This window comes from Streptomyces sp. NPDC002206 (genome assembly GCF_053593595.1).
Window position 1 is genome coordinate 33,473 of sequence record NZ_JBSFCW010000035.1, and the last position, 12,642, is coordinate 46,114.

Here is a 12,642-nt window from a genome sequence, read left to right on the forward strand (position 1 = left end):
CACCGAGGAGGCCGTATGCCTTGCCGAACGAGCATCGTCGTGGTGTCGATCTTGCAGTCGCAAGTGGGAGGTGGAGTGGTAGGCCCTCCGTTGAGAACCTTTTGACCTGGGCTTCGTCGGGGCGAAGCCACTGCTGCTAGCGCGACCCCCGAGTCCAGAACGTATCGCCCCAGTCATCCTCGTAGGCCCGGCGTACGTGCACCTGGTTGAGCGCGGCGCCGGCGGGAGGATTCTGGAGCCCCCGACTGACGCAGTAACGTACTTCCTCCCAGGAAGAAGCACGTTCATAGGTGAGCCGCGAAAGCGTGCCCTCACCTTCAGCCCCTGCCCAGGTGATCTTGGTGGCTAATCCCAACTGTCATGTCGCGAGGCGGACTTGGAGTCTGGCGAGGTGGCTGTGGTTAGTGCGGTCGAGGGGGTGGCCGTTCCACCAGGCGTTGAGTCGGATGAGGTTGAGGGCGGTGGCGCTGGTGGTGTGGTCGAGGTGGGTCTTGGCAAGGCCGCGGTAGCGGGCTCGGCGCAGGCCGGTGGTGTGGGTGGCCTGGCGGATGGCGCCCTCGACCCCAGCGCGGAGCGCATAGTCGCGCTGCCAGGTTCCGTCCTGTTGCTGGGCGCGGGCGGTGCGGATGGTCTCGGTGAGCTCACGGGGGTAGAGGCTGAGCCGGCGGCCCTTTCGTGAGCTGGTGCACTGCTCCTTGGCCGGGCAGGGGATGCAGTCCAGGGCGGCGAAGGCAACGACGGTCTTGGCCACGCCCTCCTGGACGACGTCGTTCCAGGTGGCGCTGATCTTTCCGGCCGGACAGACGGCTCGCTTGCGATCCCAGTCGATGGTGAAGTCGTCTGCGGCGAAGCCTTGTTGGGCCTTGGCCTGGCGGGAGGTGTCGAGCAGGACCGGGGTGACCAAGGCGATGCCGTAGTCCTTGGCGGACGAGACGATCAGGTCGGCGCTGGGGTAGCCGGAGTCGAGGTAGTGCCGGGCGGGCAGCAGGTGGCGGTGGCGAAAGGCCTGGTGGATCGTGTCCAGGGCTTTGCTGTCCGGCAGGGTGGAACAGGTGGTCGTGACGTTGGTGATCAGGTTCGGGCGGGTCGGCCGGTCGCTGTCGGCCTGCGGGTGGCAGGTCTCCGAGACGTGCAGCTTGTAGCCGTTCCAGAACAGGTCACGCTTGGCGGACCAGCGAGTGTCGGTGTCGTAGGGAGAGGCCAAGCGGGCCGGGGCGGGCGGCAGGCCGTCGCCGCCGCTCTCGGTCCGCTCGCGCTGCCGGATCCGCAGCCTGCCGGCCCGGTCGGTGGTGCGGGTGTAGTTCTGCACCAGCACGCACCGCAGGGTGCGCACCGCGGGCAGCTCGCGCAGCCACCCCGGCGAGGAGGGCGCGTAGAGGGCCTGCAGCAGCGTGTAACCGTCGGCGGCGTAGGCGAGCGCGAGTTCGTGCTGCTTGGTCTTGGAGGCAGGCAGTCGCCAGTTGTCGATCCGGTCTGCGTAGCGGTGGCTCCAGTCCTCCACCACCAGCACCTGATCGACCCATTCGGGGCATGCGGCGGCCAGCGCGTTCAGGGCCGCGCGGACGCTCTCGCCGACCAACTCGAGTCGATTCAGATCTCGCACCGCGGCAACGATGTGCGTGGAGTCGGTGCGTTGGCTGCCGCCCGCCTGCACCAGATCCAGGGTCTGCAGGCGCTCCAGCAACAGGTCCAGTACACGTTCCTCCAGGCCGTGGGCGACGACACGGGAGCGGAACTCTGACAGCACGCTGTGCTCGAAGCCCGGATCCTCCAGGTCCAGGCCGAGTGCGTACCTCCAGGCGAGGTTCTCGCGAACCTCGTCAGCAGCCTGTCGATCGGTAAGGCTCGCGGCCTTCTGCAGCACCGTGACCAGTGCCAGACGCCCCGGTGACCAGCCCGGCTTGCCCACCTGGCCGAACGCGTCAGCAAAGGCCGCGTCCGGGAACAGCTCCCCGAGCCGGTCACGAACCTGCACCGCCAGCGGTGCCTCCCGCCTGCCCCGGTACATCGCCCGGATTGCCGCCGCGACCTGCGGATCCGGCTCAGGCCAGGACTGCGGCTGCATCGACACGACATACTCCGATCCCCCAAGGAATCACGACGAGATCAACGATCAGCATGACCCCATCCGCTGGAGTCGTCGCTCCTAAGCGATCAACTCCAGCTCATGGTAGGCGAATTGGAATTAGCCACCAAGATCGGGCAGCGTCGGGGAACGGTCAGGCCCCGGTCTTTTTGCGCGTCTCGCCGCCGCGGGAGCGGAAGGTCACCCCGGCGTCGGCGAGGAGGCGGTGTACGCCGCCGTAGGAGCGGTTCGTGGCTTCGGCAATAGAACGAACGGAGTCACCGTTTTCGTACCTCTTCCGCAATTCCGTGGCGACCTGGTCGCGGGCCGGGCCCGCCATCAGTTTGCGGGCCGGTGTCTTCCTGGACATCAGCGGATTCCCTCCCACAAGGCAGCAGATACCGCCATGATCGCGTGCAGTGGACGGCTGCGGCCACCGATTCGGCCAAACTGTCACTGCCCGCCGGTACGGTGGGCTCATCCACGGTGCGGCAGGTCGAAGGGACGGTAGTCATGACGGGCGAGACGCTGGTGACGGTGGTGGGCAATCTGACCTCCGACCCCGAACTGCGGTACACCAACTCGGGCATCCCCGTTGTTGGGTTCACGATCGCGTCCACCCCCCGCACCTTCGACCGCGAGCGCAGCGAGTTCGTCGACGGGGAGCCTCTGTTCCTGCGTTGTTCGCTCTGGCGCCAGGCCGCCGAGAATGCAGCCCAGTCGCTGCAGCGTGGGATGCGCGTCATCGTCAACGGCAGGCTCAAGCAGCGCACCTTCGACGACAAGGAGGGCCAGCGCCGCACCGTCGTCGAGGTCGACGCCGAGGAGGTCGCGGCCTCCCTCACCTACGCGAAGGCGGCCGTCACCAAGGTCACCCGCAGTGCCGACGACGCCCCGCCCCGCCAGGGACAGGCCCCTGCTGCGGAGTCCCGCCCCGCCGCGCAGGCGCAAGCTCCCGCCGGTGGCGAGCCGCACCCGTTCTGAGTCCACCGGCACCTGGAACGGTCCGCGGCCGTTGACCAGATCATGAGCAGGAGAAGATCACGGCGGCACCGCCACCCCGCCCCCGTCCCTGAGGTGGTCCCCGTGCAGCAGCCGTTTTCGATGGACGACCTCTAGCACGTACGCCTCGCCGCGTGGCAGGCGGGCAACCCGTTCTTCGAGCAGGGCCTGGTCGACGAGTCGTACCCCCGCACCCTGTTCTGCGGGCGCGGCGTGCTCTTGATCGCCCATCGCATAGCGCCCCGGCCCGGATGGCCCCCTATCTCACGTGGTTCGCGCCAGCCGGCGACGGCACCCGGTTCACAGTCCTTCCGCACACCGTAGAACACGCGGACGCAGGCTCGGCCCGCAAGGCGGCTGAGGCGCCGGCGGCACGGATGTGCACCGGCCCGTGGCAGCAGGCACTCGGCCTCTTCGTCTCACCACCGCGCCGGTCAGCGGCCTGACGGCAAAGGCGCCGCGCGCTTCGGGCAACTCTCCTGTCCCGCCGGCTGAGCCGACACCCGACGGCGTCGGGCGGTGCGGCCTCTTGTGAGGTCGTATTGCCGGTACCGTGCGGTGTCTACGGCGTCAAATAGCGGGCGCCGAAATCTGGAGGCAGCACCCATGCTGATTGCTCAGCGTCCCGCGTTGACCGAAGAGGTCGTCGACGAGTTCCGCTCCCGGTTCGTCATTGAGCCGCTGGAGCCCGGCTTCGGCTACACCCTCGGCAACTCCCTGCGTCGTACGCTCCTGTCCTCGATCCCGGGTGCTGCGGTTACCAGCGTCCGGATCGACGGTGTCCTGCACGAGTTCACCACCGTGCCGGGCGTCAAGGAGGACGTCACCGACCTCATCCTCAACATCAAGCAGCTGGACCTCTCCTCGGAGCACGACGAGCCAGTCGTGATGTACCTGCGCAAACAGGGTCCCGGCCTGGTCACCGCCGCTGACATCGCGCCGCCAGCCGGTGTCGAGGTCCACAACCCGAGCCTGGTCCTGGCCACGCTGAACAGCAAGGGCAAGCTGGAGATGGAGCTGACCGTCGAGCGCGGCCGCGGCTACGTCTCCGCCGTCCAGAACAAGCAGGTCGGCCAGGAGATCGGCCGTATCCCGGTCGACTCCATCTACTCGCCGGTGCTCAAGGTCACGTACAAGGTCGAGGCGACCCGTGTCGAGCAGCGCACCGACTTCGACAAGCTGATCGTCGACGTCGAGACCAAGCAGGCCATGCGTCCCCGTGACGCCATGGCGTCGGCCGGCAAGACGCTGGTCGAGCTCTTCGGTCTGGCGCGCGAGCTCAACATCGATGCCGAGGGCATCGACATGGGCCCCTCCTCGACGGACACCGCGCTCGCCGCCGATCTGGCGCTGCCGATCGAGGAGCTCGAGCTCACGGTCCGTTCGTACAACTGCCTCAAGCGCGAGGGCGTCCACACGGTCGGTGAGCTTGTGGCCCGCTCCGAGGCGGACCTGCTCGACATCCGCAACTTCGGTGCGAAGTCGATCGACGAGGTCAAGGTGAAGCTGGCCAGCATGGGCATGGGCCTCAAGGACAGCCCGCCCGGATTCGACCCGACCGCCGCCGCCTTCGGCGACGCGGACGCGAGCTTCGTCGAGACCGAAGAGTACTGAACGCTGCGCCGGGTCGGGCGGAGCCGGGGGCCACCTCCCGGACCGCACGGCCGGTCAGGCAAACGGCCACATTACGGCAGCTCAGATGCCCTGCCAGTCATATCCGTTGTTGTGCAGCGACTACGGGAACCCCCGTCCCAGCGGGCGGCCAGCACCGTGCGGGCCCGGTGGTCGATCTCGATGAGGTAGGAGGCAACAAAGCCGTGGTAGTCCGCTTTGCGCCTGGTCGGTAGATCCCGCCAGCCGGTGATGCGGCCACGACAGTAGCGCGCACCGCACCGGCAGGGAGCGGCGAAGTAGTCGACCGAGTAGTTCCGCATCGCATAGTCGAAAGTGATCTCCTCGCCGGCAACGCGCTCGTGGTCGCCACGGCCGTCCACGCCCTGGGCATGGACACCGACCACATCGCCGAAGCTCTCTCCGCCGCCGAACCGGTGTCGGCCGGGCGGCTCCAGGTCCTGGAACACGGGGACGGGGACGGGGACGGGGTGACGATCATCAACGACGCGTTCAACGCCAACACCGAGTCCATGCGCGCCGGAGTCGAAGCCCTCACCTCCCTTGCCGGGGACCGGCGGACGGTCGCCGTACTGGGAGAGATGAAGGAACTCGGCGACACCGCCAAGGCGGCCCACGCGGAGGTCGCCCCCTCGGCCTCACGCCGTAACGCTCCTGCGTGAGGCCGAGGGGGCGGGCGCCCGCCCCTGGTGTGTCAGCCAGGAGTGGTGCACTCCACGCCCCGGGAGCCGGGCAGGGCCTCAGTGACCCACTTGCGGCCCCATTCCAGGGCGTCGCTCACATCGGCGGCACCGGCCAGACCCTCCATCGCCTCGCGAGGGGGCGCGGGATCGCCTTCGCGGTACGTGTTCGGACCCTCGTCGGTGAACTGCGAGACGAGGACCAACATCCGCGCGCCGGGCCGGAAGTAGTCCTCGTTCTCCGCCGTGAACACCACCTGCGGGCGGCCTTCGTCCGGCTTGTAGTAACGATCCGCATTCAGCACGACACGGAGCTTGCCCTCCTGCTCCAGCGGTTCCACCCGAGCCACCGTGCCCTCGGCGATGACTTTCGCACACGCCACGGAGCCCTCCGGGGTGAGACGCATCTCCCCTTCGCCACCCACCCGGCCGTTGTTCGCCACCAGGTACGCCCCGCCGCCGATGCCCAGCGCCCCGATCGATACCGACGCCGCCAAGGCCAGGACCAGCCGCCGCCCGCGCCCGCGCCGTACCGGGTCCGGGTCCGGGACCCCGGCCAGCGTGTCCCCGATGAACTTCAGCTGCTCGCGCAGCACCGCCAGATCCTCGAGGTCGCCGGTCTTGTCGTGTGCCACCTCACACCACCTCATCCGTACGAAGCCGTTCCCGAATCGCTCTCGTCGCCGCGTGGAGCCGGCTCTTGACCGTTCCTTCCGGGATGCCGAGGGCCTCGGCGATCTGCGGTACCGACAGGTCCGCGTAGAAGCGCAGCACCAGGACCTGGCGCTGCGCGACCGGCAGGTCCTCCAGCCCCTCCGCCACCGCCAGGGCCAGCACCTTCGCCTCCTCACCGCCCTGCTCCGCCGTGCCCCAGGGCCGTATCGCGGTCAGCCGTTCGGCCAGGCGCTCCTGACGGTGCCGCGCCCGGTGCCAGTCCGCCGCGATGTTCGAGGCGACCACCGCGCACCACGCGGCCAGGTCACGCAGGGCCGCCCGTCTGCCGGCGCGCTGCTCCAGCAGCTTCAGCCGGACCTGCTGCACCCCGTCCTGGAGCTCGGCGTGAGGCACGCCACCCAGCGCCAGAATCGCGCGCACACGCCCCACCAGCGCCGCGTCCAGAGGGTCCTCCTCTCCCCGCCCGCGGGCCTTCTTCCATGGCGACACCGCGCCTCCTCTCACTAGTCCCTCCTGTGACGCGGGAGCACCGCGAAACGTTCGCCGTCCGCTTTCCTCGGACAATGGATTGGACAGGACGGACCGGCACACCCGCAAGAAATCCAGGGTTCCCCGGCCCAGCGAGGTGTGACTGAGCGGGCGCTGTCACGTTGGCTGATGGCGTGGGATGACCTCCGGGTTGATCATGGTGGGGAGGGTTGTTCGTGTCGACGAGAAACGCGCCCGGCAGATCCTTCGCGACCTCGCCGCTGACGGCATCCTCCAGCGCGCCGACACCGATCAAGCCCTATACCGCCCCGCTGCCGATCCGGAGCAGTAGAAGTCAACGGGCGGGTCCCGCCAGGGCGGTGTCGGTCGCACACCGCCCACCATTGTGACAACTGCTCAGTCTCAGAAGAGCGGAAGTTGGTCACGGCCGGCCTTGCTGGCCGGTGGCCGTCGCCTGGCAGCAAGGGAGGTGCCTGAGCGTACTCTCCAGCGTTCGGGCCGCAGGATGTTTTGTCCCGGAACGGTCTTCACCGTCCCGGCGAGGCGGATGATGTTGGTCTCGATGATCGCGGCGAGCGTGGTGGGTGTGATGACGTCCGCGTCAAAGGTCTCGGTCCAGCCGTTCGGCATGATGTCCCGGCTGAGGTAGGGGCCGTGGCCAGCTTCGTGCAGGTGCTGGAGGGCAGCTTGCTCGACGGCGTGGGCCTCGACTCCGGTGGCGAAGTGCCAGTCGTGGGCGAGTACCCAGCCGGATCGGCGGTGCTGGGTGACCCGCTCGTTACGGCCGGCGGTGCCGCCGATTCCGATCTTGACCGCGTTGTGCTGGTTGTGCTGCATGACATAGACCCGGACCGGGGCGGTGAGGTCGAAGCCGTGGCTGGCGCAGAACCGGCAGCCGCCGCCAGTGCGGATCTTCATGAGTGTCGGTGAGACCTCGCTGCCGCAGGTCGTGCAGCGGCACCGCCACGGAGTCATCGAGGTGACGTACAGCTCCAAGGGCTCCAGCCCGGCCGCTCGCATGTCGGCGGCCGCGACCTCGGGGTCCGTCTTCCTGGCCTCGGCCGCTTTCACGTCGGCACAGTGTCGGCATCCGCCCTGGCCAGCCAGAATGCCGCCAAGGGTCGGCGAGGTCTCGCGGCCGCAGCCGGTACAGCGGCAGCGCCATGCCTGTTGGCGGCGGCCGGAATAAGGCTCCAGCGGCTCCAGGCCGGCGGTGCGCATGAGGGCCTCGGCCTCGTCCGCTGGCCAGCGACGGCGGCCGCCCGGTGCGGGCGGGCAGTACGGGCACGCCCTCAGTCCGCGGCGCAGATTGTGCACCCGGATCTCGACGTCGCGGCCGCATTGAGTATGGCGACAGCGCCACAGCCCCGCCGGGCCCGGGTAGGGCTCCAGCGGCGCCAGGCCGAAGTCCCGGAGCTCGACTGCGGCCTGGTCGCCGTCGGCGCGGGGCAGCTCGCGGCGGCGGGCCTTCGCCCGACTGATCCCCTGCCCAGCCTTCTTACGCCCGCACGGCCCGCATCCACCCTGGCCCCGCTTGATCGAACCGTGGGTCGGAGTACCAACGGAGCCGCAGGTCGTGCAGCGGCAGCGCCAGGGGAAGTCGGTGCCGGGATAGGGCTCCAGCGGCTCCAGCCCAGCTCCCCGCATCAAGTCGGCGGCCTCCTCGGGGCCCACTGGTGCGTTCGGCGCGCACCACCGGCAAATACCGACCCTGCGCTTGACGTTGGAGTACCGGGCCTTCACCTCCCGCCCGCATGCCTCGTGCCGACAACGCCAGTGACTCGTCGATCCCGGGTATGGCTCCAACGGTTCCAGCCCAGCGGCCCGCATCAATGCCTCCGCCTCCTGCGGGGGAATCGGTGCCGTGCCCGCGCAGTACCGGCAGCCGCTCTGTCGGGCGGAGGAGATGTTGCCCAGCCGCGGCGTCACCTCCCGCCCGCACACCTCGTGCCGACAACGCCACGGGGCACCCGAGCCGGGGTAGGGCTCCAGCGGCTCGAATCCTGCCCCGCTCATGATCACGACCGGATCACGCAGGTCCTTTCGCGGGCGTCCCATCGCCATCTGACCTTCCATCAGCGCATCAGTACTCAGCGGGAGGATCTCATCGGCCACTGACATCACGGTTGGCTCGTCGAGGCGCTGCCGCGGGGATGAATGACCGCAGGGCTCAAGGCAGGTCGTTACCTGTGTCATCTCAGTCTCGGCGGACCGGGTCACGATTGAGCTGGGCCACGAGCTCCCGGTTGGCCGCGCGAGCGGCGTCGAGGTCGTCGCCACGTTCCTGGAGCTTGAGCTCCAGGTCGACGACCTGCTGTTCGAGGGTGGTGATCCGGGCCTTGAGCTGTTCGCCGTCCTCGGGGTGGCTTTGTTCACGGGTCGTGGGATCAGGCACAAATTCCGTGAGAGCGATCAACGGGTTCCGTCTCGGTGGCATAGCGTCATCTGGGACCGTGGTGCGGTGTAATGAGCTGGTCGGTGACCTGTTTCCGCACCTCAGCGAGTTGCTGGTGGAGCGCGTGTTCTTCGAGTGCGGAGTGATTCGCATGGTGGCGAGAACCCAGGAGGCCGAGGTGCCGTGCCCTGAGTGTGCGGTGGTGTCCAACCGGGTGCACAGCACATACGGAAGAAGCCTTGCCGACACGCCGGTTGGGGATCGGCCGGTACTGATCGAGCTGACGGTGCGGCGGCTGTACTGCGAGAACGTTCGTTGTCCGCGGCGTACTTTCGCCGAACAGGTCGACGGCCTGACCGTTCGCTATAGCCGCCGCACGCCTGCCGCTCGGCGGGTTCTGGAGGCTGTCGCCGTCGCGCTCGCGGGCCGCGCTGGGAGCCGTCTTGCCGCTGCCCTGCATACACGGGTGAGCCGGTCGACACTGTTACGGGCGGTTATGGCCCTGCCCGATCCTGCCTGGACCGTTCCGAGGGTGCTGGGCGTCGATGACTTCGCCACCCGTCGTGGACAGCACTACGGAACCGTGCTCATCGACTGTGAGACCGGCCGGAGTTAACAGACCGTCAAGCGATAGGGACAACCGTGACCGCCCACAAGCGCAGCCGGGAATCCCCCATCGACCGTTGCCACCTTCTCGGCCCCGTTGTCGCCGCGATCGTGACGATCGACCGGATGGGAACCCGGGCGGCTCTGGGGCGTCATCCCGCCCGTCGGCCGCCACCAGAACAACACGGTGAACGCGCGGACGGCGTCAGGCAATGCTCCCGGCAGGACTCGAACCTGCGGCCAGACGCTATAGAAGGCACCCACTATTTGCTCAGAACAGCGCCAGGCCCTCACTGCTGGTGTCCGCGATGACTGGCCGGAACCGGGTGGGGAGGCCGTCCAGGCGGTCGGGTCCGGCCGCGGCGGCAACAGCAGGGGCGGTCTCGGCCAGCCAGGTACCAAACCGCTTGGCGGCTTCGCGGTAGGGGACTCGCGCCAGGACACGGTGCTCGCCGGAGGGGCAGAAGTCAACGGCGACAGTGAGCAGACAGGAATTGGGCGCGCTGTGACTGCCCGTCCAGGACACGCGCAGCACACCGCAGGGATTGCGTGCGCGGGAGCCGCGGGGGTCGCGGTGGGTCGGGCGCAGTGACCGGCAGGCTATGTGGGCGGTCCATGCGGCGAGGTGTGGCAGGGGCAGGGTGGTGCGGGTGCGGCAGCCGGGGCAGCGGTGCCAGTGGTGGAGCCAGTCGGCGGTGTGGGTGTGGAAGAGGCGTGTGTAGTGGTTGGCCACGCGGATGTCGTTGCTGTACAGGTGGTCGGGTCGTTCTTGTGTGTTGCAGGAGTGGCAGACGGGAGCGCGGACGTAGCCGTGTTCGTGGCAGTGGTCGAGCACGGCGGCGGGTGCGGTGCGACAGATGGCACAAGTCCACCCAGCCACCTTGCGGGAAATGCCGGGTTTCCTGCTGAGAACCGAGTACAGGTGGCCTTTCAGTTCCTCGTTGTACGGGCGCAGTGGGGCGGTTGGGCAGTCAGGACTCGTCGTCTGCCGACCGTCGGCGGCTTGGGCCTGCCGGTGGTGAGAGGGCGGCTCGGTGGCGGCTGCGTTTTCCTGGCGGGTCCGTGCGGCGTGCAGCCACTGCGTTTCGGTGTGCTCGGCCGCGTCCAGCAGTCTGACCACGGCGCGTGGCAGCCACCATGTCCGCGCCGTGTGGCCGCGGGTTTGTTCCACGAGTATCCGCCGCCAGTCGATTCCCGCCAGATGGTGCGGCCGGCCGCCTTCACGTTGTGCTGCCCGCTCGGGCTTGTCCAGTTCCTGCAGTTCCCGGGTGATGCGCTGGCGCCATCGCAGCGGCGTTTTCTCGTTCTGCTTCTGCGCGCTACGGAACGGGCCGATGCGGACCAGGTCCTGGCGGTCCATCTCAACCGCGTTCAGTTCCGCTGCCGCCCGGCGCACCTCAGTCTCCGGAACACTCCACTGGCCGCCGCTTGCCTTCACCGTCGCCACCACACGGCCGCCGAGCAGGACGTACCCCGCCCGGGCATTGGCAGGGGAGCAGGTGAACGCCGCAGAAGCCGCCGGCACAGCGCTGCCGGCCGTCAAGCCGGCCCACAGAGCGTCCGCGGCGCCCAGAGTGATCAGGCCGCCCCTACGGCCCGGGATGACACGCTCTGACATACCCACAGGCTAACGGCCGGCACCGACATACTGATAGTCGGTGATCGACACGCTGCTGGAGCAGACGGCGGTGACGTACTCGGTCTCCAGGTCGGTGAGGCAGGGCGTCGATCTGCTCACCGCGCCGGGCGGTCCAGCCGATCAGCTCGTGTGGCACCCCCGCGATCTCCATCACCGGTCGGCGGCCCGCGGTGACGGTGCGCGACTCGGTCGCCAGTCCCAGCGCCTCGCAGACCTGAGCAGCCACGGTTTCGTTGTAGAGCGCTGACGCGGCGACGGTGTTCTCGAACAGGGCCTCAGCTTGTTCTTTAACCTCCGGCGTTCTGTGACGTCGAGCCGGGTCCGTCTGCCATCGAAGTTGGACCGGCTGAGATGTTGTCGGGTGTTCATGCTTCTATGCGCAGCCAGGTGTTGCCTGTGCGGAGCCAGAGGGAGCCGTCGCGGCCTTGGCCGCAACGCATGACGACTCGACCGGGCACCCGAAGCCGACAGCGGCTGGTTATTGCCCAGGTAGTGCCGTCGAGCTCGGCACGTGTGAGCTCCACGAACCGCTTGTTGTGGTCTCGGCGGGTGAGTACTGCCCGGTTGCCGCGGACCGCGAATCCGTCCGGATGCCGGACGGGGCTGAGGTAGCTGGTCACGACGCCGGTGGACGGAGTGATCCGTGTCAGGTAGGTGCCGCCTCTGCTGCTGCCGGGGTACCAGACGAGCCATACCTGTTCGCCCTCCGTCGCGGCGGTGCAGCCCTCCAGCGGGTGGTCGGGGAGCCGTCCTTCGGGAGCCCAGATCGCTTGGCCCTCAGTGTTCCAGCCCGCGAGGCCCGCACCCGATTCGGGGTGGCCGCCGTAGATGCCCTCGTCTCCGTACGCCGCCCAGATGGCTCCGTGGACGTCAGTGACGAGGCTGGGGATGTCGTCGCCGACGCAGAACTCGGCTTCAGGTGTGCCCGATGGGGAGAACACCACAGCGTTGGACGTCCAAGGGCCTTCGGTCTCGTTCCGGAAGGTGCGGCCGCTCACCAGCAGGAATCGGGAATCCGGGAGCAGGGCCAGGTGGCTGGGCCGAATCCGAATGTCCTTCACCAGGATGCGCCGCTCCTCCTGCCCCGTTACGGTGACCAACTCACCGGTGAACGGGACTTCCGGCCCCCACCCGATCCACCCCTTGGGGTAGCGGGCGCGATGAAGGAGTCGCCGGTGGACCAACAGGACCGCGAGCTCCCCGGCAGGCCCGACGCTCCACCAAAGGGCTCGATACCCGCGCACGGCATCGGCAGCGGGAAGCTGCCACACCTTGTCTATCGCGGCATCGGAACGAGCAGTCATGGGGCGGAGATTCATAGCGGTCGCCTCTAGGACTCCGGGAGCTGAGCTGCCCGAAGAGCGCCACCTTACCGGCCTTTGCTCAGTCCAACTCCGGCGGCAGTCTGTCCAGCGACCGTGTCTCCGACATCCAGTGTCGAAATGCTCTTCGAACTACG

15 protein-coding genes, 1 tRNA gene and 1 pseudogene are annotated in these 12,642 nt (G+C 68.4%); 5 read left to right on the top strand and 12 right to left on the bottom strand.

Annotated elements, in window-relative coordinates; all coding sequences use genetic code 11:
• Positions 1 to 358: 358 nt before the first annotated feature.
• Both ACWCP8_RS34900 and ACWCP8_RS34905 read right to left on the bottom strand, forming a co-directional pair.
• Positions 359 to 2,065, bottom strand: coding sequence for an IS1182 family transposase (locus tag ACWCP8_RS34900; protein WP_451120345.1), 1,707 nt, complete (start codon positions 2,063 to 2,065; stop codon positions 359 to 361).
• Positions 2,066 to 2,219: 154 nt separating this feature from the next.
• A complete protein-coding gene (locus ACWCP8_RS34905) occupies positions 2,220 to 2,435 on the bottom strand; it encodes a helix-turn-helix domain-containing protein (protein WP_327259792.1) in 216 nt (71 codons plus the stop codon).
• A 143-nt stretch (positions 2,436 to 2,578) separates the two neighbouring features.
• Between ACWCP8_RS34905 and ACWCP8_RS34910 the strand changes: the two genes are divergently transcribed.
• Entirely contained in the window at positions 2,579 to 3,049 is a 471-nt protein-coding gene (locus tag ACWCP8_RS34910) for a single-stranded DNA-binding protein (RefSeq protein ID WP_451120306.1), read from the top strand.
• Positions 3,050 to 3,106: 57 nt separating this feature from the next.
• Here ACWCP8_RS34910 and ACWCP8_RS34915 read toward each other — a convergent pair whose 3' ends face one another.
• Entirely contained in the window at positions 3,107 to 3,298 is a 192-nt protein-coding gene (locus tag ACWCP8_RS34915; RefSeq protein ID WP_352271449.1) for a hypothetical protein, read from the bottom strand.
• A 375-nt stretch (positions 3,299 to 3,673) separates the two neighbouring features.
• On the opposite strand from ACWCP8_RS34915, the gene ACWCP8_RS34920 reads away from it, so the two are divergent.
• A complete protein-coding gene (locus ACWCP8_RS34920) occupies positions 3,674 to 4,681 on the top strand; it encodes a DNA-directed RNA polymerase subunit alpha (protein WP_451120308.1) in 1,008 nt (335 codons plus the stop codon).
• A gap of 71 nt (positions 4,682 to 4,752) precedes the next feature.
• Here the strand turns inward: ACWCP8_RS34920 and ACWCP8_RS34925 are convergent, their stop codons facing one another.
• Positions 4,753 to 5,085, bottom strand: coding sequence for a hypothetical protein (locus tag ACWCP8_RS34925; protein ID WP_451120310.1), 333 nt, complete (start codon positions 5,083 to 5,085; stop codon positions 4,753 to 4,755).
• On the opposite strand from ACWCP8_RS34925, the gene ACWCP8_RS34930 reads away from it, so the two are divergent.
• Complete coding sequence (locus ACWCP8_RS34930; protein WP_451120312.1) at positions 5,071 to 5,361, top strand: glutamate ligase domain-containing protein; 291 nt, start codon at positions 5,071 to 5,073, stop codon at positions 5,359 to 5,361. The two genes, ACWCP8_RS34925 and ACWCP8_RS34930, sit on opposite strands and share 15 nt — an antisense overlap.
• A gap of 32 nt (positions 5,362 to 5,393) precedes the next feature.
• Here the strand turns inward: ACWCP8_RS34930 and ACWCP8_RS34935 are convergent, their stop codons facing one another.
• Entirely contained in the window at positions 5,394 to 6,014 is a 621-nt protein-coding gene (locus ACWCP8_RS34935) for a hypothetical protein (protein WP_451120314.1), read from the bottom strand.
• Between the two features lies 1 nt (position 6,015).
• On the bottom strand, positions 6,016 to 6,543 hold the full coding sequence (locus ACWCP8_RS34940; protein ID WP_352272039.1) for an RNA polymerase sigma factor: 528 nt from the start codon (positions 6,541 to 6,543) through the stop codon (positions 6,016 to 6,018).
• Positions 6,544 to 6,721: 178 nt separating this feature from the next.
• On the opposite strand from ACWCP8_RS34940, the gene ACWCP8_RS34945 reads away from it, so the two are divergent.
• The gene (locus ACWCP8_RS34945; protein WP_451120316.1) at positions 6,722 to 6,874 is read left to right on the top strand and encodes a hypothetical protein; all 153 of its coding nucleotides are present in this window, start codon (positions 6,722 to 6,724) and stop codon (positions 6,872 to 6,874) included.
• A gap of 71 nt (positions 6,875 to 6,945) precedes the next feature.
• On the opposite strand, the gene ACWCP8_RS34950 is transcribed toward ACWCP8_RS34945, so the two are convergent.
• Both ACWCP8_RS34950 and ACWCP8_RS34955 read right to left on the bottom strand, forming a co-directional pair.
• Entirely contained in the window at positions 6,946 to 8,601 is a 1,656-nt protein-coding gene (locus ACWCP8_RS34950) for a hypothetical protein (protein WP_451120318.1), read from the bottom strand.
• 139 nt (positions 8,602 to 8,740) lie between these two features.
• Positions 8,741 to 8,938, bottom strand: coding sequence for a hypothetical protein (locus ACWCP8_RS34955; RefSeq protein WP_352272036.1), 198 nt, complete (start codon positions 8,936 to 8,938; stop codon positions 8,741 to 8,743).
• 7 nt (positions 8,939 to 8,945) lie between these two features.
• On the opposite strand from ACWCP8_RS34955, the gene ACWCP8_RS34960 reads away from it, so the two are divergent.
• Positions 8,946 to 9,554 carry a transposase family protein gene (locus tag ACWCP8_RS34960; RefSeq protein ID WP_451120320.1) on the top strand — a complete coding sequence of 203 codons (609 nt, stop codon included), beginning with the start codon at positions 8,946 to 8,948 and terminating at the stop codon, positions 9,552 to 9,554.
• 203 nt (positions 9,555 to 9,757) lie between these two features.
• Here ACWCP8_RS34960 and ACWCP8_RS34965 read toward each other — a convergent pair.
• From ACWCP8_RS34965 to ACWCP8_RS34980, 4 genes and pseudogenes are all read right to left on the bottom strand, one after another.
• Positions 9,758 to 9,825 (bottom strand) — tRNA-Arg (locus ACWCP8_RS34965).
• Positions 9,816 to 11,162 carry an endonuclease domain-containing protein gene (locus ACWCP8_RS34970; RefSeq protein WP_352272033.1) on the bottom strand — a complete coding sequence of 449 codons (1,347 nt, stop codon included), beginning with the start codon at positions 11,160 to 11,162 and terminating at the stop codon, positions 9,816 to 9,818. Before ACWCP8_RS34970 ends, ACWCP8_RS34965 begins: the two co-directional genes overlap by 10 nt.
• A 139-nt stretch (positions 11,163 to 11,301) precedes the next feature.
• A pseudogene (locus tag ACWCP8_RS34975) lies at positions 11,302 to 11,409 on the bottom strand (hypothetical protein); the annotation flags it as partial.
• 139 nt (positions 11,410 to 11,548) lie between these two features.
• Positions 11,549 to 12,487: a hypothetical protein gene (locus ACWCP8_RS34980; RefSeq protein WP_451120322.1), complete on the bottom strand. Its 939-nt coding sequence runs from the start codon at positions 12,485 to 12,487 to the stop codon at positions 11,549 to 11,551.
• Positions 12,488 to 12,642 lie beyond the last annotated feature (155 nt).

What these genes read in the sequence shown, in the direction of transcription:
- ACWCP8_RS34945 (WP_451120316.1), top strand. Translation starts at nt 6,722, where the DNA reads ATGACCTCCGGGTTGATCATGGTGGGGAGGGTTGTTCGTGTCGACGAG.
- ACWCP8_RS34980 (WP_451120322.1), bottom strand. Translation starts at nt 12,487, where the DNA reads ATGACTGCTCGTTCCGATGCCGCGATAGACAAGGTGTGGCAGCTTCCC.
- ACWCP8_RS34950 (WP_451120318.1), bottom strand. Translation starts at nt 8,601, where the DNA reads ATGGGACGCCCGCGAAAGGACCTGCGTGATCCGGTCGTGATCATGAGC.
- ACWCP8_RS34900 (WP_451120345.1), bottom strand. Translation starts at nt 2,065, where the DNA reads ATGCAGCCGCAGTCCTGGCCTGAGCCGGATCCGCAGGTCGCGGCGGCA.
- ACWCP8_RS34905 (WP_327259792.1), bottom strand. Translation starts at nt 2,435, where the DNA reads ATGTCCAGGAAGACACCGGCCCGCAAACTGATGGCGGGCCCGGCCCGC.
- ACWCP8_RS34910 (WP_451120306.1), top strand. Translation starts at nt 2,579, where the DNA reads ATGACGGGCGAGACGCTGGTGACGGTGGTGGGCAATCTGACCTCCGAC.
- ACWCP8_RS34920 (WP_451120308.1), top strand. Translation starts at nt 3,674, where the DNA reads ATGCTGATTGCTCAGCGTCCCGCGTTGACCGAAGAGGTCGTCGACGAG.
- ACWCP8_RS34930 (WP_451120312.1), top strand. Translation starts at nt 5,071, where the DNA reads ATGGACACCGACCACATCGCCGAAGCTCTCTCCGCCGCCGAACCGGTG.
- ACWCP8_RS34970 (WP_352272033.1), bottom strand. Translation starts at nt 11,162, where the DNA reads ATGTCAGAGCGTGTCATCCCGGGCCGTAGGGGCGGCCTGATCACTCTG.
- ACWCP8_RS34915 (WP_352271449.1), bottom strand. Translation starts at nt 3,298, where the DNA reads ATGGGCGATCAAGAGCACGCCGCGCCCGCAGAACAGGGTGCGGGGGTA.